Genomic DNA, 21,018 nt, shown 5'->3' on the forward strand with positions numbered 1-21,018 from the left:
TTGGACGACCCGGCCCGGTCCGACCCATGAAAAAGGCGCCCGAAGGCGCCTTTTCCTTACTGGTCCAGGAACGACCGCAGCTTGCGGCTCCGGCTCGGGTGCTTGAGCTTGCGCAGCGCCTTCGCCTCGATCTGGCGGATGCGTTCGCGGGTCACGCTGAACTGCTGGCCCACCTCCTCGAGGGTGTGGTCGGTGTTCATGCCGATGCCGAAACGCATGCGCAGCACGCGTTCCTCGCGCGGGGTGAGCGAGGCCAGGACGCGGGTCGTGGTTTCCTTGAGGTTCTCCTGGATGGCGGAGTCCAGCGGCAGGACCGCGTTCTTGTCCTCGATGAAATCGCCCAGCTGGCTGTCTTCCTCGTCGCCGATCGGCGTCTCGAGCGAGATCGGCTCCTTGGCGATCTTCATCACCTTGCGGACCTTCTCGAGCGGCATCTGCAGCTTCTCGGCCAGTTCTTCCGGCGTCGGCTCGCGGCCGATCTCGTGAAGCATCTGGCGGCCGGTCCGGACCAGCTTGTTGATCGTCTCGATCATGTGGACCGGGATACGGATCGTGCGCGCCTGGTCGGCGATCGACCGGGTTATGGCCTGACGGATCCACCAGGTCGCGTAGGTCGAGAACTTGTAGCCCCGGCGATACTCGAACTTGTCCACGGCCTTCATCAGGCCGATGTTGCCTTCCTGGATGAGGTCGAGGAACTGGAGACCCCGGTTCGTGTACTTCTTCGCGATCGAGATCACGAGACGCAGGTTCGCCTCGACCATTTCCTTCTTGGCCGCGCGCGCTTCCTTCTCGCCCTTCTGGACCTGGCTCACGATGCGGCGGAATTCCGAGATGTCCACGCCCACGTACTGGCCCACCTGGGCCATGTCCGCGCGCAGGTCGATGACCTTGTCCGAGGAGCGCTCCACGAACGCCTGCCAGCCGCGGCCGGGCTTCTCGCTCATCCGGTCGAGCCAGGTGGGATCGAGCTCGGCCCCGCGATAGGCTTCGACGAATTCGCGGCGGTTGATGCGGGCCTGGTCGGCCAGCTTCACCATCGCGCTGTCGATCGACATGATGCGGCGGTTGATGCCGTAGAGCTGGTCGACCAGCGCCTCGATCCGGTTGTTGTGCAGGTGCAGCTCGTTCACCAGTTCGACGATTTCGGAGCGCAGCTTCTGGTAGGCCTTCTCTTCCTTCTCGCTGAACGACCCGTCCTCGTTCAGCGTGGCGGACATGCGCAGGTCCTGCATCTCGCTGAGCTTGGTGTAGTCGCGCGCGATCAGTTCGAGGGTCTCGAGCACGCGGGGCTTGAGCGCGGCCTCCATCGCGGCGAGCGACATGTTGGCCTGGTCGTCCTCGTCGTCCTCGTCATCGTCCTTGGCAATCGGGTTGCCGTCGGCGTCGAGCTCGGGGCCCTCGTCCTTCTTCTCGGTCTTCTGGGGGGTCGCAGCCGCCTCGCCCAGCCCGGTCACGACCTCTTCGGCATCCTCCTCCTCGCCCATCTGGCGCCCGAAGGTCGCGTCGAGGTCGATGACGTCACGCAGGAGAATGTCCTCGTTGAGAAGTTCGTCGCGCCAGATCGTGATGGCCTGGAAGGTCAGCGGGCTCTCGCAGAGGCCCGAGATCATGGTGTTGCGCCCCGCCTCGATCCGCTTGGCGATCGCGATCTCGCCTTCGCGGCTCAGAAGTTCGACCGAGCCCATCTCGCGCAGGTACATGCGCACCGGGTCGTCGGTACGGTCGAGCTTCTCGCTGTCGCCCGAGGAGACCGCCACCTCGCCCTTGGCGTTCTTGGCCACGACCTCGGTCGAGCCCTTCTGGTCGTCGTCCTCGGCCTCTTCGTCCTCGATGATGTTGATGCCCATCTCGGAGAGCATCGACATCACGTCCTCGATCTGCTCGGAGGACACCTGGTCGGGCGGCAGCACCTGGTTGAGCTGATCGTAGGTGATGTAGCCCTTCTCACGGGCCTCGGCGATCATCTTCTTGACGGCGGCCTGATCCATGTCCCCCATCGGGGTGGTATCGTCCTGCTCCGGCTTGTTCTGATCTTCGTTCGCGTCTTTCGCAGCCATGCGATTTCCCTTCGTCTCGGGGCGGTGTCACGGGGCGTGGGTGATCGGCCGAGTGATTCGCGTGATTCGGTTTGCGGAAGAATCCATTCGAATCACTGATTCGCCAACCCGTTTTGCCCTGTTTATCTTCGGTGTTCCCAAATTGTGATGGAATCAGGGTCTCTTGCGCCCGCCCTGTTGATCCTCGATCTGCTTCAGGAGCGCATCCAGCGCCTCCTTTTCCTCCCGCGCGATGAGCAGGCCGTTGTCGGCCCGGTCGAACAGCCCTTTGTCCTCGCCCTGGCCGCGCCGCGCCTCGTCAAGCACGCGGGCCGCCTCGGACAGTCGCCATGTCAGCCCCTCGTCGGCCAGAGCCCCGATTTCGGCGGCGGCGTCGTCCACTTCGTGACGCGCGCCGCGGGCCGCCTCCAGCTTGGCCAGCTCCTCGGCAAGACAGAGCGCGGCCAGATCCGCATCGTCCGGACGCCGGATCGGCGGGGCAATCTGCACATGGTTGAGTGCGAAGAGCTTTTCAAGGGCGCGCGGCCCCACCTCCGCCTCAATTTTCGAGGTGAGTTCGTCGCTGTCCTCGCCGGTGTAGGACAGGCACGCGCGCTGGATCGCAACGTGATCCTCGGTCGCCATGTCGACGCGTTCCAGCGCCGACTCGAACTTTTCGAGAAGACGGGGATGGGTGATCACGATGGCCAGGATCACCGCCTCGCGCAGCACCTCCTCGACCTGGCCCGAGGCCGCGGCGAGCAACGACCCCTTGGTCTCCGGGTGGAACGCGGGGCCACCGGGTTTCCAGCGCCCGCGGGACTGTTGGCCCGGCCGCGTCTGCACCGCCGCCCGGCGCGGATTGAACAGCTCCCAGCGCAGGCGGTTGATCTCTTCGCCGTAGTGGCGCCGGATCGACGGGTCCTGGATACGACTGATGGCCTGGCGCAGATCGTGGTCCAGTGCCGCGCGACGCTCGGGGCTGTCGAAGACCTTGCCCTCGGTCTCACGCTGCCACAGCAGGCTGACCATCGGGCGCGCGGCTTCGAGCACGGCCTGCATCGCCCCCGGCCCCTGCGCCTTGATCAGGTCGTCGGGATCCAGCCCCTCGGGCATGACCGCGAAGCGCAGGCTGCGCCCGGCCTCGATCAGCGGGAAGGCGAGGTCGATGAGCCGCATCGCGGCGCGCATGCCGGCCGTATCGCCGTCGAGCGCTATGATCGGCTCGGGCGCGATGCGCCACAGAAGCCGCAGCTGGTCCTCGGTGATCGCGGTGCCGAGGGGGGCGACCGTGGCGCCGAACCCGGCCTCCGAAAGCGCGATCACGTCCATGTAGCCCTCGGCCACGATGAGCGGCTGGCCCTTGCCCGCCGCCTCGCGCGCCGGGGCTTGGTTGAAGAGCGAACGGCCCTTGTCGAAAAGCTCGGTCTCCGGCCCGTTGAGGTATTTCGCCCGCGCGTTGGGATCGAGCGCCCGACCCCCGAGGCTGATCGCCCGCCCCCGCGCGTCGCGGATCGGGAAGATGATGCGGCCCCGGAACCGGTCGTAGGGCTGGCCGCCGTCGTCGGGGCGGATCGCGAGGCCGGAGGCCACGATCAGGTCGTCCGAGACGCCCTTTTCGCGCAGGTGGGTCAGGATGCCATGCCGGTTGTCGGGCGCGTAGCCGATGTCCCAGCGCTGCTGCGCATCCTCCTTGAGTCCCCGGCGGTCGAGGTAATCGCGCGCGCCGCTGCCCTGGTTGGTCTTGAGCTGGAGGCGGTAGTACTGCACCGCCTGCTCCATCACCTCGGCCAGCTCAGTGCGCCGGTCGGCCTTCTCCTGCGCCTTGGGATCGCGGGCCGGCATCTGCATCCCGGCCTCGCGGGCGAGGATTTCCACCGCTTCCATGAAATCGACATTCTCGGTGTCCTTCACGAACCCGATCGCGTCGCCCTTCGCGTGGCAGCCGAAGCAGTAGTAGAACCCCTTGCGGTCGTCGACGTGGAAGCTGGCGGTCTTTTCCTGGTGGAACGGACACGGCGCCCAGAGGTCGCCCTTGGCCTGGTTCGACTTGCGTTGATCCCATGTGACCTTGCGCCCGACCACCTGCGCAAGCGAGGTGCGGGTGCGAAGCTCGTCAAGGAATCCCGGGGGCAGCGCCATGGCGGCAATATAGACCCGCGGCGGGCCGGGTAACAGAGGCCATCGTCGGGTGTCGAACGCGACAGGCGGACGGCGGCGGTTTGGCGCGCGGGGTGGTTTCGGGACGTTCGGATGGACCAGCGGGGAGCGGACGACACGGCCCCGCACTCCACTTCTCTAGGATTCTAGGATTCTAGGATTCTAGGATTCTAGGATTCTAGGATTCTAGGATTCTGGGAAAACCGGGACCGCGCATCCGCCCGACCGTCAAGGCCTGCTCCCGGCAATAACGCCCGCGCCCTACACCGGCCCAAGGCCCCTGAACACCCCGCCCGCTCAGGCCGCCACCGATTTGCGCAGCATGTCCCAGTAGATCGTCTCCACCATCTCGCGCGACAGCGGGCCCTCGTCACGAAACCAGGTCGTGACCCCGTTCAGCATCGAGATCGCGGCCATCGCGGCCAGCTTCGGGTCCGGTACGTCGAAATCGCCCGAGTCGTTCCCGGCCTCCAGGATCTCCACCAGCCCCTGCTCGTAGCGCCGTCGAAGCGCCTCGATCTCGGCGAAGTTGTCGGGCTCCAGGTTGCGAAGCTCCATGTAGGCGATGAAGATGTTGTCCGGCCGGTCGAGGTGATAGGCAATGTGAAACCGCGCGAAGGCTTCGAGCCGCTCGGGCGGGGTCCCGCCCCGGTCGGCCTCGGCCCAAGCCGAGAGCAGCTCTTCCATGTGCGACTTCATCAGGTCGAACAGCAGCGTCTGCTTGTCGGGCGTGTAGAGATAGAGCGCCCCGGCCTGCACCCCCACCTCGGCGGCGATCTTGCGCATCGAGACCGCGGCATAGCCGTCGCGTGCGAAGAGCTTCAGGGCCGCTTCGCGCACTTTCGGGCCGGTGATGTCGGCGTGGGAGCCGGATTTACGCGCCATGCGGGCGAGATTAACTGAACACCCGTTCAGATCAAGCGCCGGCATGCGAAAACCGCCCCGGACGGGACCGGGGCGGTGTCCGGATCAGGCGGTCAGCCCTTCGGGCTCCGGCAGCCCGTTGGCCCGGCAGGTCGCGGTCAGCGTGTTGGCCAGGAGACAGGCGATGGTCATCGGGCCGACGCCGCCGGGCACCGGCGTGATGGCGCCCGCGACCTGCGACGCGCTCGCGAAGTCGACGTCGCCGACCAGCTTGCCCTTCGCGCCCTCCTCGGCGGGCGGCAGGCGGTTGATGCCCACGTCGATGACCACGGCGCCCTTCTTGAGCCAGTCGCCGGTCACCATCTCGGGCCGTCCCACGGCGGCGATGACGATGTCGGCGCGTTTCACCACCTCTTCGATGTCCTTGGTGCGACTGTGGGCGATGGTCACGGTGCAGCTGTCACGCAGCAGGAGCTGCGCCATCGGCTTGCCCACGATGTTCGACCGGCCCACGACGACGGCCTCCTTGCCCGAGAGCGAGCCGAAATGGTCGCGCAGCAGCATCAGGCAGCCCAGCGGCGTGCAGGGCACCATCGCCTTCTGCCCCGTCGCAAGCAGCCCGACGTTCGAGATGTGGAACCCGTCCACGTCCTTGGCCGGGTCGATCGCGTTGATGACCTTTTCCTCGTCGATGTGATCGGGCAGCGGCAGTTGCACGAGGATGCCGTTCACGGCCGGATCGTTGTTGAGCTTGTCGACAAGCGCGAGCAGATCTTCCTCGGACGTGGAAACGTCCAGCTTGTGCTCGAAGCTCTCCATGCCGGCCTCGACCGTCTGCTTGCCCTTGGAGCGGACGTAGACCTGGCTGGCCGGATCCTCGCCCACCAGGACGACGGCAAGGCCCGGGGTGATGCCGTGATCGGCCTTCAGCGCGGAGACGTGCTCGGCCACCTTGGCGCGCACCTCGGCGGCGAAGGCTTTCCCATCGATGATTTGTGCGGTCATTGTCCTCTCCTCAGAAATCGGTCTTGTCATAGGCGTCGCGGTAATGCTCCATCTGCATTCGCGTGGCCAGAGTGGCGTTCTTCATCAGCGTCGCGACCGTCACCGGCCCGACACCGCCCGGCACCGGGGTGAGCCAGCCCGCGACATCGGCGACGCTGTCGAAATCGACATCGCCCACCGTCTTGCCGTCGACCCGGTTGATCCCGATGTCGATCACCGCCGCCCCCGGCTTGATCATATCCCCGGTCACGAGGCCCGCGCGCCCCACGGCCACGAAGACCGCGTCGGAGGCACGGCTGTGCATCGCGACCGAGCGCGTCATGTGGTGGCAGACCGTCACGGTCGCCCCCAGCCCCATGAGCAGGAAGGCGATGGGCTTGCCGACGATCTCGCTGTGGCCGATCACCGTCACGGTCAGCCCCTCGAGCGACAGGGGCAGCGTCTTCAGGATCTCGACCGCCGCCACGGCGGTGCACGGCCCGAGCGCGAGGTCGTTGTAGACGATGTTGCCGATCGAGGCCGGGTGCATGCCCTCCACGTCCTTGAGCGGATGCACGGCCTTCTGGAGCACCTTCACGGGAATGTGGGCCGGCAGCGGGCGCTGGATGATGATCCCGTTCACCCGGGGGTCGTGGTTCAGCCCCTGCAGGATGCCGATCAGCTGCTCGAGCGAGGTCGTCTCGGGATAGGTCCGGGCCTCGAACTCGACGCCGGCACTCTCGGCGTTCTTCTTCTGGTTTCGCACGTAGATGTCCGAGGCCGCGGCGTCGCCCACCGAGATCGACACGAGGCGCGGCGACCAGCCGAGATCCGAGAGCGCCCTGGCCTCGGCCGCGACCTCCTCGCGCATCTTGGCGGCGATGGTCTTGCCGTCGATCAGGGCGGCGCGGTGCGCGGGTGTGGACATGCTCGTCTCCTTCATCGGTTCGGGCCGGACTGACGCCCGGCCCGGTTGCTGTTTCAAGACCCCGCGCGGTGCGGGGCGGGCGGGCTCAGAACAAGCCCTGGATGTCGCCCTGCGCGTCGAGACCGATCGACAGGGCGGCGGGTTTCGAGGGCAGGCCCGGCATCGTCATGATCTCACCGCAGATCACCACGACGAATCCCGCCCCCGCCGACAGCCGCACTTCGCGGATCGGAACCGAATGGCCCGTGGGTGCCCCGCGCAGGTTGGGGTCGGTCGAGAACGAGTACTGGGTCTTTGCCATGCACACGGGCAGGTTGCCATAGCCCGCCTCCTCCCACGCCTTGAGCTGGTCGCGGATCTTCTTGTCCGCCAGCACCTCGTCGGCGCGGTAGATGCGCTTGGCGATGGTTTCGATCTTGTCGAAGAGGCTCTGGTCGTCATCGTAGAGCGGGGCGAAATTGGCCGCGCCGGCGTCGGCGATCTCCGCCACGCGGGTGGCCAGCGCCTCGGTCCCTTCCGAACCCTTGGCCCAGTGCTGGCACAGGATCGCTTCGGAGCCGTGCTGCGCCACGTAGTCCTTGACCGCCTGCACTTCCGCGTCCGTGTCGGTGACGAAGTGGTTGATCGCGACGACCACCGGCACGCCGAAGGACTTCACGTTCTCGATGTGGCGGCCAAGGTTCGGGCAGCCCGCCTCCACGGCCTCGACGTTCTCCACGCCCAGGTCCGCCTTGGCGACGCCGCCGTTCATCTTCATCGCGCGCACCGTGGCGACCAGCACCACGCAGGAGGGCGAGAGCCCGCCCTTGCGGCACTTGATGTTCATGAACTTCTCGGCCCCGAGGTCCGCCCCGAAACCCGCTTCCGTCACCACGTAGTCGGCGAGCTTGAGCGCCGTCTTCGTCGCGATGAGCGAGTTGCAGCCATGCGCGATGTTGGCGAACGGGCCGCCGTGCACGAAGGCCGGGTTGTTCTCCAGCGTCTGCACGAGGTTGGGCAGCATGGCGTCATTCAGGAGCACCGTCATCGCCCCGTCCGCGCCGATGTCGCGGCAGGTGATCGGGTCGCGGTCGCGGGTGTAGGCGACGATGATGTCGCCCAGGCGCGACTGAAGGTCGGCGAGGTTCTTGGACAGGCACAGGATGGCCATCACCTCGGAGGCCACGGTGATGTCGAAGCCGGTCTGGCGCGGGAACCCGTTGGCGACACCGCCCAGGCTCGTCACGACGTCGCGCAGTGCCCGGTCGTTGAGGTCCACCACCCGGCGCCACGTCACGCGGCGCTCGTCGATGGACAGCTCGTTGCCCCAGTAGATGTGGTTGTCGATCATCGCCGCGAGCAGGTTGTGCGCGCTGGTGATCGCATGGAAATCGCCGGTGAAGTGGAGGTTCATGTCCTCCATCGGAACGACCTGCGCGTAACCGCCGCCGGCGGCGCCCCCCTTCATCCCGAAGTTCGGCCCGAGCGAGGCTTCGCGGATGCAGATCGCGGTCTTCTTGCCGATCCGGTTGAGGCCGTCGCCAAGGCCCACGGTCGTGGTCGTCTTGCCTTCGCCCGCCGGCGTCGGGTTGATGGCGGTGACGAGAATGAGCTTGCCGTCCTCCCGATCCTGCACGCTGTCGATGAAGGCCTGGCTGACCTTGGCCTTGTCATGGCCGAAGGGCAGCAGTTCCGCGTCCGGAATCTCGAGCTTGGCCCCGATTTCCTGGATCGGCCGCTTCTTGGCCTCGCGTGCAATTTCGATGTCCGACTTGTAGCTCATGGTCTCCTCCTTCGACCGCTGGCGATTTGGTCGGGACTGTGCGGAGGGTTACCCTATCGCTCAACGCGAGACGCGACGAAAATGCGCGACTTTGCGGCAACGCGAGGAAACCTGCGCGCCTTTCGGAAACGCGCGTTTCCGTTTGGGGTCAGAGCCCTGGCGTCAGGGGGTCGGATCCCAGCCGCGCTGGGTCGGCACGAAGAGCGTCAGCGCGTCGCCGAGGGCCAGCCGCCCCTCGCGTTCGACCCAGGCGGTGACACCGCGCAGGTCCATCGCGGCCGGTTTGAACTTGGCCCCGTAGCCCGGCAGGTATTCTTCGACCGAACGGCCCGCGAGCGTGCAGGGATGGTTGATCATGTCGATGGCCAGCGTCACCCCGTCCGGCCCCTGCAGGCGCGATCCCGGCGGCACGTGGGAGAAGTCGGGAATGCCCTCGACGACAAGCGAGGCACCGATCCACGCGGGGTCGAGCCGTTCGACCCCCATGTTCTCGGCGATCTGGCCCAGCTCCTCGGCCGACAGGATCGACAATTGCCGGGTGTTGCGGATCTCGGTCCCGCGCGGGTGGAGCATCTTGACCCGCGAACAGGCCGGGCGCGTCAGCCCGCCGTGATCCTCCCCCTCGATCCCTGCGAAGGTAAGCTCGGCCGCCCCTTGTGCGGTCGCCGCCAGTGCGGCGTCACGGTCGGGGACGTGGCCAAGGTAGGTCACACGGGCGTCGAAGGGCGCCTTGTCGAACATGTCCGGCATGATCCGTCCTCACGGTTTGTCTGTCTCGAGGACGAAGAAGACACGATTGAACGGAAAATGCACGCTGCCGTCCGGACGTAGCGGATACTCGCGTGCGAGCATCGTGTCATAGGCCGCGACGAAGCGCGCGCTCTCGCGTTCGCCCAACGCCGCAAGGAAGGGGCGCATCGCGGTGGAGCCCGTGAAATGGCGCACCGGGTGGCCTTCGTCGACGGCAGGCAGATCCTGCACGTAGCAGGTTTCCCACACCATCGCCTGGCCCAGCTCCGCCAGCATCCCGGCATAGGCGAGCGGGCGTGCGACCGGCGGCGTCCAGCCGGTGAAGTCGAAGCGATCGGGGAACATGTCTTCTGCCAGGTCGCGCAGGAGCCTGTGGGACGGCTCGTCGAACTGCCGCGGCATCTGGACGGCCAGCGTTCCGCCGGGGGCAAGGCAGGCCGACCAGCGGGCGAACAGCGCTTCGTGGTCGTCGAGCCAATGTGCGAGGGCATTGGAGAAGATCAGCGCGGGCGGCGTGGAGGGCACCCATTCCGCCGCGTCGTCGCGGGTCAGCTGGTCGTAGAGCCCGCCGGCCTCGGCCTCGGCCAGCATCGTCTCGGAGGTGTCCACGCCCACCAGCTCGCGGCCCGGGTAGCGCGCGCTCAGCGCCTCGGCCGCGGCCCCTGCCCCGCATCCCAGGTCGACCACCGGGCCGGGCGGCAACGCGCCCACCTGGGCGAGAAGCTCCAGCGCGGGGCGCAAACGAAGACCCCGGAACCGTTGATAGGCTCCGGGGTCCCAATCCTGCGCGGATGGATCGCTCACGCGGTCGGCTCCGGCTCCATGCCGCCGTCGCCCTTGGGTTTCTTGCGCGGCTTGGTCTTCGGGATCGACGCGACCGAGGGTTTCTCCTCGGCGCTCTCGCCCGCACCACCCTCGTCATCCTCGTCGATGTGGGGCGGCTCGCCGGCCATGACGCGCTTGATCTCCTCGCCGGTCAGCGTCTCGTATTCGAGCAGCCCCTCGGCCAGGCGTTCCCACTCGTCGCGGCGCTCCTCGAGGATGTTGCGCGCTGTGTCGTAGGCTTCCTGAACGAAGCGCTTCACCTCTTCCTCGATCAGCTCCTTGGTGTGGGCCGAGACCGAGAAGCCCCCGGTGTTGCCCTGGTAGCCTTCGGCGGCTTCGGCGTAGTCGATGTTGCCGACCTTGTCCGACATGCCCCAGCGCATCACCATGGCGCGCGCCAGCTGGCTGGCCTGCATGATGTCGCCGGCGGGACCGTTGGAGACGGAATCCTCGCCCCATTTCATGATCTCGGCGGCCTTGCCGGCCATCGTCATGGCAAGCTGTTGCTCGCACTGGTCCTTGTGCCAGTTCAGGCGGTCGATCTCGGGCAGCGACACGACCATGCCCAACGCGCCGCCGCGCGGAATGATCGTCGCCTTGTAGACCGGGTCGCACTTGGGAAGCGTCAGGCCCACGACGGCGTGCCCGGCTTCGTGGAAGGCCGTGTGCATCTTCTGCTCGTCGGTGAGAACCATCGAGCGTCGCTCGGCCCCCATCATGACCTTGTCCTTGGCGTTGTCGAAGTCCTCCATAACCACGAACCGTCGGCCCACGCGCGCGGCCATCAGCGCCGCTTCGTTCACGAGGTTGGCGAGGTCGGCGCCCGAGAAGCCGGGCGTGCCGCGCGCGATGATGCGCAGGTCCACGTCGGGCCCCAGCGGCACCTTGCGGGCGTGGACGCCGAGGATCTTCTCGCGGCCCTTGATGTCGGGGTTGGGCACCGTGACCTGGCGGTCGAAACGGCCCGGGCGCAGAAGCGCGGGGTCGAGCACGTCCTTGCGGTTGGTCGCGGCGATGATGATGACGCCCTCGTTGGACTCGAAACCGTCCATCTCCACCAGCAGCTGGTTCAGCGTCTGCTCGCGCTCGTCGTTGCCGCCGCCGTAGCCCGCGCCGCGCGACCGGCCGACCGCGTCGATCTCGTCGATGAAGACGATGCAGGGCGCGTTCTTCTTGGCCTGCTCGAACATGTCGCGGACACGGCTCGCACCGACACCCACGAACATCTCGACGAAGTCGGAGCCCGAGATGGTGAAGAAGGGCACGCCCGCCTCACCCGCGACGGAGCGCGCGAGCAGCGTCTTGCCGGTGCCCGGAGGGCCCACCAGCAGCGCACCCTTGGGGATCTGGCCGCCGAGGCGCGAGAATTTCTGCGGGTTGCGCAGGAATTCGACGATTTCCTGGAGTTCTTCCTTGGCCTCGTCGATGCCGGCCACGTCGTCGAAGGTCACGCGCCCCTCACGCTCGGTCAGCATCTTGGCTTTCGACTTGCCGAAGCCCATCGCGCCGCCACGGCCACCGCCCTGCATCCGGTTCATCATGAAGAACCAGAAGCCGATCAGGAGCAGCACGGGAAGCAGCAGCGACAGGAGCGACAGGAAGCCGGATTGTTCCTGCTTCTTCGCTTCCACGTTCACGCCTTCCTCGATCAGGCGCTCCGAGACATTCGCGTCACCCGGCACCACGGTCGAATAGACCGTCCCGCCGGAGCCGACATAGGTGACATTCTCGCCGTCCAGCGTGGCGCGTGTCACTTCGCCGTTTTCGATGTCTTCGATGAATTCCGAGTAGCTCACCGGGGTCGAGGCGATCGAGCCCTGACCGTTGGAGAACAGGTTGAAGAGGGCCAGGATCAGCAAAAAGAGCACGATCCAGAAGGCGAAGTTTCGCGCGTTACCCAAGGTTTTCTCCTCATGAAGCCGGATGGTCCGGGCGCGGCGGCTCCCCTCCGCGCGACGTTCCCCTTAAAATAGGGAACGTGCCCGTTTGTTCAATGCGATAGTCACCGTTTGTTCAACGGGACAAAAGCGCTGCGACAAAATCGCCCCGCTGCGGGCCGAGTTCCGCCGAATAGCCTTCGGATACGCCGGCAAGCGGCGCGGCGATCAATGTGTCGCCCGAAAAGACCGCCGGGCTGGCCAGGAGGCTGGTGCGCGGCAGGCCGCTGTCACGCCAGTCCGGGCAGGCCGAAAGCCCCGCCTCGCCAAGCGCGCGCACGGTCAGACCTTCGCCGGTTGTCCCTTCGGGCGGCCTGATCTGCCAGCGCCCGTCCCAGGCGGTGCCCAGCGGCGCGGTGAGCGTGGCCACCGCCCCGGGTTCGCGCGCCACGCGCAGCTGATCCGAACGGGCCGACAGCAGGCATCCGCCCAGCGTGGCCCGGCCGCCGCCGCGCAGCCCCGCCTGCACCGCCGTCAGAGCATCGTGGCGGGGACGATAGGTCGCACCCGACACCCACATGATCGCATGGGCCAGAAGCCGGTCGCGGGTCTCGTCCGGCAGCGCGTCCAGCGCGCCTTGGTCGAAGACCACGTCCCCCGCCTCGACCCGCGCCACCCGCGCGGCGGCCTCGGCCGCCCAATGCTCCAGCGCTTCACGCGCGACCGCCTGCTGCGCCGCGGTGGTCGTCAGCCTTTCGACCCCGAGGCCCAGCGGTGCGAGCGCTTCGAGCGCCCCGCGCGCCTTCACCCGGTCGAACCGTTCATCTTCGTTGGACGGGTCCTCGACCCAGCCCACGCCGCGCTCCCGCAGGACGTCGCGCAGCGCCTCGCGCCGGACATCCAGGAGCGGGCGCAGCCAGCGCACGCCGCGATCGGTCCAGTCCCCGCGCATCCGCGCCAGCCCGTCGACGCCGGATCCCCGCGCAAGCCGCATGAGAAACGTCTCGGCCACGTCATCGGCGGTATGGCCCAGAAGCACGATGCAGGCCCCGGGCCGCGTGCCAACATGCGCCGCGATCAGGTCGTAGCGCGCCGCACGCGCCGCCGATTGCAGGTTGCCGCCGCCACTCTCACGCCGCCATTGGAGGGTGTCGTGGCGCACGCCGAGCCCGTCGCACACCCCCGCGACCATCCGCGCCTCGTCCGCGGCCTCGGGGCGCAGTCCGTGGTCGACCGTCACGGCCTCGACCGCGACGCCCGCGCCCTGCCCCCAGTCACGGGCAAGGTGCAAAAGCGCCATGCTGTCGCCGCCGCCCGAAACGGCCACGATCATCCTGTCGAAAGATTGCCTCGCGCGCGCCTGCGTGAGCGCGTGTCCGAACGCCGCGTCGGGTGTCACGAACAGCCGAGCTGCTGACGCTCCGCGCTGGCTTCGCTCGCCGCCGCCGAGCCGGGGAAGCGGTTCGGCACTTCGCCCAGCGTCGCACAGGCTTCGGCCACCTGGCCCAACTGACCCAGCGCGGTGCCGAGTTGCAGGAGCGCGTTGGGCGCGGAATTGCCGGCCGGGTCGGCCGAGAAGGACGCGAGATAGGCGCGCGCGGCTTCCGCAACCATGTCCTGCGCGTTGAGCGCCTCGCCCCGCAGGAAGAGCGCGCGGCCGGTCATGGGCGTGCCGGGATAGGTGTCGACGAAGGTCTGGAACCGTTGGGCCGCATCCGCGAAGTCGCCGGAATCGAGCGCTGCGACGGCGGCGTCGAAATCCGCCTGCTCGCCGACGGCAAGCTGCGTGCCGCCGCCGTTCGACTCGGGAACCGTGGGCGCCATGCCACCGCCCGTGGCCGGGTCCGCCGCCACCGACTCGATCCCGCCCAGGGGCTTCGAGATGCCTTCGTTCATGATGTCGCAGTCGGACTCGAGCTCGCAAAGCCGGAACGACAGGTCGCCGATCCGGTTGGCCCCGTCCGTGGCGATCTTGTTCAGCCGGAACTCGAGCTCTTCGGTCTTGGCCGTGAGCCGCTGAAGCGCGCTTTCGATGGAATCGATCCGGTCGAGCGCCGAGCCGGGAGTGACCTGCCCGGGCGACCCGGTGGTGTTCAGCTCCCGCTTCAACTGCTTGATTTCCACGTTGAGAACCGTGAGCTCCTGGCGGACGTCCGCCAGCGTCTGGTCCCGGTTCTGGGCAAAGCCCGGGGCGGCCAGCGCGCTTGCGCAGACCGCCGCCATCACGATCGATTTCAGCCTCATGGCCCCCATGTCACCCCGTCAGGCCGGTCAGGTGCCGGCGCCGGTCGTCAGCACCGTCACCGCCCGGCGGTTTTGCTGGTAGCAGCTTTCGTCCGAACAGATCGCAAGCGGCCGCTCTTTACCATAGCTTACGGTCTTGAGCCGGTTGGGCGCAACGCCACGCTGGACGAGGAAGCTCTGAACGGCGCTGGCACGCCGGGCGCCGAGCGCCACGTTGTACTCGCGCGTGCCCTGTTCGTCCGCGTGCCCCTCGATGATCGCCGAGTAGGCGGTGTTCGAATTCAGCCACTGCGCCTGCTGGGCGAGGATGCGTTCTGCCTCCGGCGAAAGGGTCGACTGGTCGACGGCGAAGAGGACCCGGTCACCGATCGCCTGGTTGAAATAGGCGGCCGAGGTCGGGTCGTTGACGCTGCCCGACATGCCCGCGGCATTGGCCGAGCCGTCAGCGGCGTTGAAGCGATCCTGCGAACAGGCCGACAAGGCGACGGCACCGATCATCAGGGCGGTAAGGGTGATCTTTCTCATGAAATCCTTGTCCTGTCGTTATTCGTTTTGCTCGATGCCCCCACCCTAGCAGATCGGGGCACACTCTTCGCTGGTCTTCCTAGTTCTGCAGCGGGCCCCAGCTGGGATCCGACGCGGCGTCGGGGGTCGGCACGCGGCGCAGGTTGCGCCCGGAGATGTCGACCGAGTAGAGCGCGGGCGCGCCCGCGGCACCCTGGCTTTCGCGCGTGAACATGATGACACGGCCATTGGGCGCCCAGGTGGGCCCCTCGTCCAGGAAACTTGCCGTGAGGAGCCGTTCCTCGGAGCCGTCCGTGCGCATCACGCCGATGTGGAACCGGCCCGCGTTCTGCTTGGTGAAAGCGATGAGATCGCCGCGCGGCGACCAGACCGGCGTGCCGTAGCGGCCGGGACCGAAGCTGATGCGCTGCGCCTCGCCGCCGTTGGCGGACATGATGTAGAGCTGCTGGGTGCCCGAGCGGTCGCTCTCGAAGACGATGCGCGAACCGTCGGGCGAGAAGCTGGGCGCGGTCTCGATCGCCGGCGAATTCGTGAGCTGCGTGATCGAGCCGCCGTTCACGTCCATCCGGTAGATGTCCGAGTTGCCGCCCTGCTCGAGCGAGAAGATGATCGACTGGCCGTCGGGCGAGAAGCGCGGGCTGAACGCCATGTTGCCCCCGCCGGTGCCCAGGGCGCGGCGTTGGGCCGAGCCCACCTCGAGCACGAAGATCTGCGGCTGACCCGTCTCGTACGACGTGTAGAGCACGCGGTTGCCGTCCTTCGAGAACCGCGGCGCCAGCACGAGCGAGGCGCTGTCGGTGAGGTATTTCACGTTCGCGCCGTCGTAATCCATGATCGCGATGCGCTTCTGGCGCGCGTCCTTGGGGCCGCTTTCGGACACGAAGACCACACGGCTGTCGAAGTAGCCGGATTCGCCCGTGATGCGGGAATACACCGTGTCGGCGACCTTGTGCGCGATGCGCCGGATGCCGTCGACGGTGCCCGTGTATTGCAGCCCCTGGCCAAGCTCGGTGCCCGAAAAGACGTCGTAGACACGGAACTTCACGGTGATCTGCCCGCCCTGCTCCGAGACCGCGCCGGTGATCAGCGCCTGGGCGTTCACGGCCTTCCAGTCGGCATACTGGATCGGGGCGGAGAAGCTCGACACGTTGGCGATGAAGGCCGAGGACGGGATTTCGCGGAAAAGCCCGGTGCCCGACAGGTCCGCCGCGATCACGCGGGTGATTTCCTCGGCATAGGGGGCCGCCCCTGAGGTTTCGGCCTGGAAGGTCGGGACCGCGAAAGGCAGCGGTTCGATCACGCCTTCGGTGATCTCGATGCGAAGCCGGCCGTCCTGCGCCTGCGCTGCCGGGGCCGAGACGAATGGCGCGAGCGCCAGGAGCGCCAGTGCGAGGGCAAGAAGTTTGGTCGGTGTCATCGCAGCCTCATATTCTCCGGATTGAACGTCATTTCAATCTCGCGCCATTGTTCGTACTTCTCACTCGGCAAGTTATAGCCGTTGGTCCCGCAACGGATAATGGCTCGCCGCGCCGCTTGGAAGGCTGTTTGTGTCGCCTGGGCGTTCGGGCCGTCCGAGGACAGCAGTTCGATGCCCGACGGTCGCCCGTCCGGCTGCATCTGGACCAGCACCACCACAGTCGTGCGCATCGCATCCGTCGAGGACGAGCCCAGGTTCCAGCATTGCGACACCGAAATGCGCAGACCGTCGCGCTCCGCCGAGGTCAGCGGCGGACCGGTCGGGGCGGACTGGTCGCTCGCCCCGGGCTCGTTCAGCGCGTCGTTGACCGCGTCGGCCACGGCATCGGCGACCGGATCGCTTTCCGGCTCGGGCTCCTGCTCCGGTTCCGGCTCCGGCGTGGGCTCGGGGTCCGGCTCGGGCTCCGGCTGGGCGGTCTCGACCGGCGGCTCCGGACGCTCCGGGCGCGGTTGCGGGCGCACCGAGCTTGTCGGTGCCGCGCTCTGCGGCGTCTCGGCCTCGGTCACGATCTCCGTGGTCGAGGCATCGGGCTGAGTGGCCTCCTGCTCTTCGGCCGGCGCGTCGGCGGGTTCGTCGCTCGGCGCCACTTCCGGGGCCACCTCGGGCGCGATCTCGGCCTGCGGATCGGGCTCGGGCGCAATCTCCGGGGCCACCCGGTCGGCCTCCGGCGGGGTCGGGTCGGTGGTCTCGGGCGGCGTGTCCTCGGTCGGAAGCGCGGGCTCGGGCGTGGGCGGCTCGGGCTGTGGCGCGGGTTCGGGCTCCGGCGCAGGCTCGGGTTCCGGCTCGGGCTCTGGTTCCGGCTGCGGCTCCGGTTCGGGGCGCGCGGGCGGGCGGGCGCTCTCTTCGGGCGCGACCTCCGGCTCGGGCTCCGGGGTGCCCTGCGGCGGCGCGGTGAGCGCCGCGAATTCCTCTTCGCTCAGAAGCGAAACGTCGGCGACCGGCACGGGCGGCTCTTCGTCACGCATCTGAAACAGGCCCCCGAACAGGAGCCACAGGATCAGAAGTGCATGCCCGATCCCCGAGATATAATACCCGGTCTTCACGTCGTTGCCCCTACTGGGCCTCGCTGTCCATGTTGGGCCCGCCCGTGTCGGTCACCAGCCCAATGTCGTTGAACCCGGCGGCGTTCAGCGCCCCCATGATCTGGGCCACGTCGCCGTAGGGCACGCGCCCGTCGGCCCGCAGGAAGATCTTGTTGTCCGACCGTTCGGCCGCCACCGCGCGCAGGCGCGGGATCAGGTCGTCGCGGGATATCTCGGTCGTCATCAGCGTGACGGTCCCCTCGCCCGTGATCGTGACGGTCAGCGGCTCTTCCTCCACGGCCGGGAGCGGCGTCGCGGCGGTTTCGGGCAGCTGAACCGGAACGCCCACGGTCATCAGGGGCGCGGCCACCATGAAGATGATGAGGAGCACCAGCATCACGTCGACGAAGGGCGTGATGTTGATCTCGGACATCATCGCGCGATGACGGCCCCGGCGGCGACCCCGGCGGGCACGCGGCTTGGCTTGGGTGACGGTGCCTGCCATGTCAGCTGTCCAACTGGCGGCTGAGGATGGTCGAGAACTCGTCGGCGAAGCTTTCCCAGCCGGCGGCGAGGTTGTCGCTGTCCGAGGTGAGCTTGTTGTAGAAGATCAGCGCCGGGATGGCCGCGAGCAGGCCCAGGCCTGTGGCCAGAAGCGCCTCGGCGATGCCCGGCGCCACGACGGCGAGGTTGGTGTTCTGCTGCTGCGCGATCTCGGTGAAGGCATGCATGATGCCCCACACGGTGCCGAAAAGCCCGATGAAGGGGGCCGACGACGCGGTGGTCGCCAGGAACCCCAGGCGGCTGTTCAGCCCCTCGGCCTCCTTCGCGATCGCCACGTCCATCGAGCGGTCGATCCGGCTCTGCGCGCCCGCGATCAGGCGCCCGTCGGCCCGGTGCGAGCGGCGCCATTCCAGCATGCCGGCGGCGAAGACCCTCTCGGAGGCGCCGTCCGGCGTCGGCCCGATCTGGTCGAACAGCTCGTCCAGCGGCTCGCCCGACCAGAACGCCCGGTCGAACATGTCCGCCTCGCGGCGCGCGCGCCGGAACTGGAGGAATTTTGTCACGATGATCGCCCACGAATAGAAGGACATGGCGACGAGGATCACCATGACCAGCTTCACGATCAGCGTTGCGCGAAAGAAGAGCGCCCAGAAGGAGAAATCCATCTCTCCAGCCAGCGCGAGGGCTTCCTGTTCCATACTCGTCCCGTTCCTGCCTCGTGTCACCGTCTCTGTCGGACGGTTCTATTGCGCAGAAGGGTAGCGGAAATGAACCCCGAGGGCCAACAAAACCGCGTGTCCACCGCGTTTTCGCGGATTTTCAGTGCAAGGATTGGCGAATAATTGCCGGAAGCCGGGCCGGTGCGCCCGTTTCCGTGAGGGCAACGATCGTCACGGTCGAGGCGAAGAGCACGTCGCCGTCGCGTTTCACGTCCTGTTTGAGCACGATGCGCGCGCCCGTCATGGCCACCACCTCGGTCTCGACGGTGAGGTCGTCGTCGAATTTCGCGGGCGCGAGGTAGTCGGCCTCGAGATGGCGCACCGCGAAGACCACGCCGGTCTCTTCCTTCACCCGCGTCTGGTCGACGCCGCGCTCGCGGATCCATTCGGTGCGCGCACGTTCGATGAAGCGCAGGTAATTGGCGTAGTAGACGATCCCGGCAAGATCGGTGTCCTCGTAATAGACGTGGACGGGAAAGCGGTGGGTCATGGGGCCTCTCTTGTCATCCGGTCAGCAGGAACTCGGCGAGCGGTTCGTAGATCGCGCCCTCCTCGCGAAGGTGGGAGCGGTTGAGCGACACGCTGTCGGCGGTCTCCGGGGGCAGCGCGTAGGGGGCGTTGAAGGCCAGGAACCCGGCCAGCCCGCGCTCTTCCTTCGGCGTCATGTGTTTCTGGAACCGCGCGAGCGTGACATGCGGGCGGAAGCGGCGGCGTTCCATGTGGATGCCCGCATCCTGCGCCACGCGCCGCACCCGGTCCTGCAGGTTCACGAGCGCCTGCGTGGGCCGTGCATCCATCAGGACGAGGTTGGGCTTCCTGCCGCCCATCACGTCGAGCCCGGTCAGTTCAAGCTCGATCGGCCCGTCCGGCAGTTCGGCGAGCCCCGCAGCCACCTCGCGCGCCGTCGCGTCCGAGATGTCGCCCAGGAAGGCCAGCGTCAGGTGCAGGTTCTCCGGCTCGACCAATCGGCCGACCTCGAGCCCCGCTTGCAGCCGGGTGAGCGGCCGGATCAGCGCTTCCGGCAGGTCGAGCGCCACGAAACACCGCATCAGGCCCCCTTCCGAAAAACGCTGAACTGGAAATTCTGCCGGGTACCGCCGGGCGTGACATGCACGTGCCGGCGGCTTTCGAGCAGGGTGAACCGCCCCGGCGCGTGGCTCTCGATCTCCGCGTCGAGCGCCTCGGGCGAATAGCGCTGCACCGGCAGGCCCGAGCAACGCTCCGGACCGTCCTGCGCGAAGGTGCCGATCACGGCGATACCGCCGTCGCCAAGCGCCGCGTCCATCACGGCGATGTAGCGTGCGCGGTCCGCGGCGTCGGTCAGGAAATGAAACACCGCACGGTCGTGCCAGAGATCGAAGTGTCGGTCGGGCGACCATCCCGTCACGTCCGCGACGATCCATTCGGCATCTCCGGCCCTGTCGCCCAACCGGGTGCGCGCGGCCGCGAGCGCGGTTTCCGACAGGTCCAGAACCACAACGGGGCCATACGCGTCGGCCAGAAGGTGATCGACCAACCGCGACGCCCCGCCGCCGATGTCGACAACGGCACCGGCGGGCGCATGCGCCCGGATCAGGGCAAGCGACGGTTCGGGCACTTCCTCGAACCAGGTCAGGTCCGTCTCGTCCCTGTCGCCGTAGACCCGGTTCCAGTGCGCCCCGTTGGTCATGCCACGCTCATCCGGGCCGACAGGCGCAACGCGTGGCTGGGGTCGTCCGCGGCCACGGGCATCACCGGGTCATAGGCCGCGCGGATCAGCCCGGCCACGTCGGGCCGCAGGATCGTCGCCCCGGTTTCGGGGTGCAGCGCCAGCGGAGAGGTCTCGGAAAACGCGCGCTCGCCCCAGGTCAGGATCGCCATCACCGCCTGGGTGAGCGCGATCGTCTCGGCCGGCAGCTCTTCCATCCCGCCGCCCATGCGGATGAAGACGAAACAGGCCTGGATGCCGCCCGCGTCGTCGAAGCGGAAAGCGCGGTACTGGGTGGCCTGCGCGGCCTCAAGCCGGTCGATGAGCGGATGCAGGTCCGGGATCATCCGGTCGAGATCGGGGACCTCGCGCAGCTCGGCCCAGTCACGGAAGAAGAACACCATGAGGTTCGCGCCCAGCTCCGGGTCGGTCTCGGCCATCCTGTGGCCCGCGAGCGCGACCACCGCCTCGAACGCGCCTTTGATGGTTCCCAAGGTCGCATCCTCGACCCCGAAGACCACGGGCACGATGGGCCGGCCCCAACGGGCGAAGGCATACTGGCCGTCGCGGGTGAAATAGGCCTCGATCTCTTCGGGTGTCATGCTCTCCCCTTTCGCGGGCCGGAATAATGGCTCGCCCCGGCCGCTGCAA

The 21,018-nt window shown here is 67.6% G+C and carries 20 protein-coding genes; all 20 read right to left on the reverse strand.

Annotated features, from left to right (window positions below):
- Positions 1-56: 56 nt before the first annotated feature.
- On the reverse strand, positions 57-2,060 hold the full coding sequence (gene rpoD / locus GQE99_RS13795) for an RNA polymerase sigma factor RpoD (protein WP_161352210.1): 2,004 nt from the start codon (positions 2,058-2,060) through the stop codon (positions 57-59).
- A 153-nt stretch (positions 2,061-2,213) separates the two neighbouring features.
- Entirely contained in the window at positions 2,214-4,181 is a 1,968-nt protein-coding gene (gene dnaG / locus GQE99_RS13800) for a DNA primase (protein ID WP_161352211.1), read from the reverse strand.
- Between the two features lie 315 nt (positions 4,182-4,496).
- Complete coding sequence (locus GQE99_RS13805) at positions 4,497-5,084, reverse strand: TetR/AcrR family transcriptional regulator (RefSeq protein ID WP_161352212.1); 588 nt, start codon at positions 5,082-5,084, stop codon at positions 4,497-4,499.
- 84 nt (positions 5,085-5,168) lie between these two features.
- A complete protein-coding gene (folD, locus tag GQE99_RS13810) occupies positions 5,169-6,068 on the reverse strand; it encodes a bifunctional methylenetetrahydrofolate dehydrogenase/methenyltetrahydrofolate cyclohydrolase FolD (protein ID WP_161352213.1) in 900 nt (299 codons plus the stop codon).
- 10 nt (positions 6,069-6,078) lie between these two features.
- A complete protein-coding gene (locus tag GQE99_RS13815) occupies positions 6,079-6,975 on the reverse strand; it encodes a bifunctional 5,10-methylenetetrahydrofolate dehydrogenase/5,10-methenyltetrahydrofolate cyclohydrolase (protein ID WP_161352214.1) in 897 nt (298 codons plus the stop codon).
- Positions 6,976-7,060: 85 nt separating this feature from the next.
- Positions 7,061-8,737, reverse strand: coding sequence for a formate--tetrahydrofolate ligase (locus GQE99_RS13820; RefSeq protein ID WP_161352215.1), 1,677 nt, complete (start codon positions 8,735-8,737; stop codon positions 7,061-7,063).
- Between the two features lie 162 nt (positions 8,738-8,899).
- A complete protein-coding gene (locus GQE99_RS13825) occupies positions 8,900-9,487 on the reverse strand; it encodes an MOSC domain-containing protein (protein WP_161352216.1) in 588 nt (195 codons plus the stop codon).
- 9 nt (positions 9,488-9,496) lie between these two features.
- Positions 9,497-10,291, reverse strand: a complete 795-nt coding sequence (locus GQE99_RS13830; RefSeq protein ID WP_161352217.1) for a methyltransferase domain-containing protein — start codon at positions 10,289-10,291, stop codon at positions 9,497-9,499.
- Positions 10,288-12,213: an ATP-dependent zinc metalloprotease FtsH gene (ftsH, locus tag GQE99_RS13835; RefSeq protein ID WP_161352218.1), complete on the reverse strand. Its 1,926-nt coding sequence runs from the start codon at positions 12,211-12,213 to the stop codon at positions 10,288-10,290. Before ftsH ends, GQE99_RS13830 begins: the two co-directional genes overlap by 4 nt.
- A 112-nt stretch (positions 12,214-12,325) precedes the next feature.
- Positions 12,326-13,522: a tRNA lysidine(34) synthetase TilS gene (gene tilS / locus GQE99_RS13840; protein ID WP_161352219.1), complete on the reverse strand. Its 1,197-nt coding sequence runs from the start codon at positions 13,520-13,522 to the stop codon at positions 12,326-12,328.
- A 62-nt stretch (positions 13,523-13,584) separates the two neighbouring features.
- A complete protein-coding gene (gene ybgF, locus GQE99_RS13845) occupies positions 13,585-14,433 on the reverse strand; it encodes a tol-pal system protein YbgF (RefSeq protein WP_161352220.1) in 849 nt (282 codons plus the stop codon).
- A 27-nt stretch (positions 14,434-14,460) separates the two neighbouring features.
- Positions 14,461-14,958 (reverse strand): peptidoglycan-associated lipoprotein Pal, encoded by a 498-nt coding sequence (pal, locus tag GQE99_RS13850; RefSeq protein WP_161352221.1) that lies wholly within the window; start codon positions 14,956-14,958, stop codon positions 14,461-14,463.
- Positions 14,959-15,037: 79 nt separating this feature from the next.
- Complete coding sequence (gene tolB / locus GQE99_RS13855) at positions 15,038-16,375, reverse strand: Tol-Pal system beta propeller repeat protein TolB (protein WP_161352222.1); 1,338 nt, start codon at positions 16,373-16,375, stop codon at positions 15,038-15,040.
- The gene (locus tag GQE99_RS13860) at positions 16,372-17,478 is read right to left on the reverse strand and encodes a hypothetical protein (RefSeq protein ID WP_161352223.1); all 1,107 of its coding nucleotides are present in this window, start codon (positions 17,476-17,478) and stop codon (positions 16,372-16,374) included. Before GQE99_RS13860 ends, tolB begins: the two co-directional genes overlap by 4 nt.
- A 10-nt stretch (positions 17,479-17,488) precedes the next feature.
- Complete coding sequence (tolR, locus tag GQE99_RS13865; protein ID WP_161352224.1) at positions 17,489-17,962, reverse strand: protein TolR; 474 nt, start codon at positions 17,960-17,962, stop codon at positions 17,489-17,491.
- A 1-nt stretch (position 17,963) separates the two neighbouring features.
- Positions 17,964-18,659 carry a protein TolQ gene (tolQ, locus tag GQE99_RS13870; protein ID WP_161352225.1) on the reverse strand — a complete coding sequence of 232 codons (696 nt, stop codon included), beginning with the start codon at positions 18,657-18,659 and terminating at the stop codon, positions 17,964-17,966.
- Positions 18,660-18,780: 121 nt separating this feature from the next.
- The gene (gene ybgC, locus GQE99_RS13875) at positions 18,781-19,170 is read right to left on the reverse strand and encodes a tol-pal system-associated acyl-CoA thioesterase (RefSeq protein WP_161352226.1); all 390 of its coding nucleotides are present in this window, start codon (positions 19,168-19,170) and stop codon (positions 18,781-18,783) included.
- 13 nt (positions 19,171-19,183) lie between these two features.
- Entirely contained in the window at positions 19,184-19,729 is a 546-nt protein-coding gene (thpR, locus tag GQE99_RS13880) for an RNA 2',3'-cyclic phosphodiesterase (RefSeq protein ID WP_161352227.1), read from the reverse strand.
- Positions 19,729-20,349 carry a class I SAM-dependent methyltransferase gene (locus GQE99_RS13885; protein WP_161352228.1) on the reverse strand — a complete coding sequence of 207 codons (621 nt, stop codon included), beginning with the start codon at positions 20,347-20,349 and terminating at the stop codon, positions 19,729-19,731. The genes thpR and GQE99_RS13885 overlap by 1 nt, the downstream gene beginning before the upstream one ends.
- Complete coding sequence (locus GQE99_RS13890) at positions 20,346-20,969, reverse strand: hypothetical protein (RefSeq protein WP_161352229.1); 624 nt, start codon at positions 20,967-20,969, stop codon at positions 20,346-20,348. Before GQE99_RS13890 ends, GQE99_RS13885 begins: the two co-directional genes overlap by 4 nt.
- Positions 20,970-21,018 lie beyond the last annotated feature (49 nt).

This window comes from Maritimibacter harenae, from assembly GCF_009882975.1.
In the GTDB taxonomy this organism is placed as follows: Bacteria; Pseudomonadota; Alphaproteobacteria; order Rhodobacterales; family Rhodobacteraceae; genus Maritimibacter; species Maritimibacter harenae.

Coding starts and splice junctions, on each gene's coding strand:
- ybgF (WP_161352220.1), bottom strand. CDS start 14,433: ATGAGGCTGAAATCGATCGTGATGGCGGCGGTCTGCGCAAGCGCGCTG.
- rpoD (WP_161352210.1), bottom strand. CDS start 2,060: ATGGCTGCGAAAGACGCGAACGAAGATCAGAACAAGCCGGAGCAGGAC.
- tolQ (WP_161352225.1), bottom strand. CDS start 18,659: ATGGAACAGGAAGCCCTCGCGCTGGCTGGAGAGATGGATTTCTCCTTC.
- GQE99_RS13805 (WP_161352212.1), bottom strand. CDS start 5,084: ATGGCGCGTAAATCCGGCTCCCACGCCGACATCACCGGCCCGAAAGTG.
- GQE99_RS13890 (WP_161352229.1), bottom strand. CDS start 20,969: ATGACACCCGAAGAGATCGAGGCCTATTTCACCCGCGACGGCCAGTAT.
- tolR (WP_161352224.1), bottom strand. CDS start 17,962: ATGGCAGGCACCGTCACCCAAGCCAAGCCGCGTGCCCGCCGGGGTCGC.
- tilS (WP_161352219.1), bottom strand. CDS start 13,522: ATGATCGTGGCCGTTTCGGGCGGCGGCGACAGCATGGCGCTTTTGCAC.
- folD (WP_161352213.1), bottom strand. CDS start 6,068: ATGACCGCACAAATCATCGATGGGAAAGCCTTCGCCGCCGAGGTGCGC.
- ybgC (WP_161352226.1), bottom strand. CDS start 19,170: ATGACCCACCGCTTTCCCGTCCACGTCTATTACGAGGACACCGATCTT.
- pal (WP_161352221.1), bottom strand. CDS start 14,958: ATGAGAAAGATCACCCTTACCGCCCTGATGATCGGTGCCGTCGCCTTG.
- dnaG (WP_161352211.1), bottom strand. CDS start 4,181: ATGGCGCTGCCCCCGGGATTCCTTGACGAGCTTCGCACCCGCACCTCG.
- tolB (WP_161352222.1), bottom strand. CDS start 16,375: ATGACACCGACCAAACTTCTTGCCCTCGCACTGGCGCTCCTGGCGCTC.
- GQE99_RS13820 (WP_161352215.1), bottom strand. CDS start 8,737: ATGAGCTACAAGTCGGACATCGAAATTGCACGCGAGGCCAAGAAGCGG.
- GQE99_RS13825 (WP_161352216.1), bottom strand. CDS start 9,487: ATGCCGGACATGTTCGACAAGGCGCCCTTCGACGCCCGTGTGACCTAC.
- GQE99_RS13885 (WP_161352228.1), bottom strand. CDS start 20,349: ATGACCAACGGGGCGCACTGGAACCGGGTCTACGGCGACAGGGACGAG.
- GQE99_RS13815 (WP_161352214.1), bottom strand. CDS start 6,975: ATGTCCACACCCGCGCACCGCGCCGCCCTGATCGACGGCAAGACCATC.
- thpR (WP_161352227.1), bottom strand. CDS start 19,729: ATGCGGTGTTTCGTGGCGCTCGACCTGCCGGAAGCGCTGATCCGGCCG.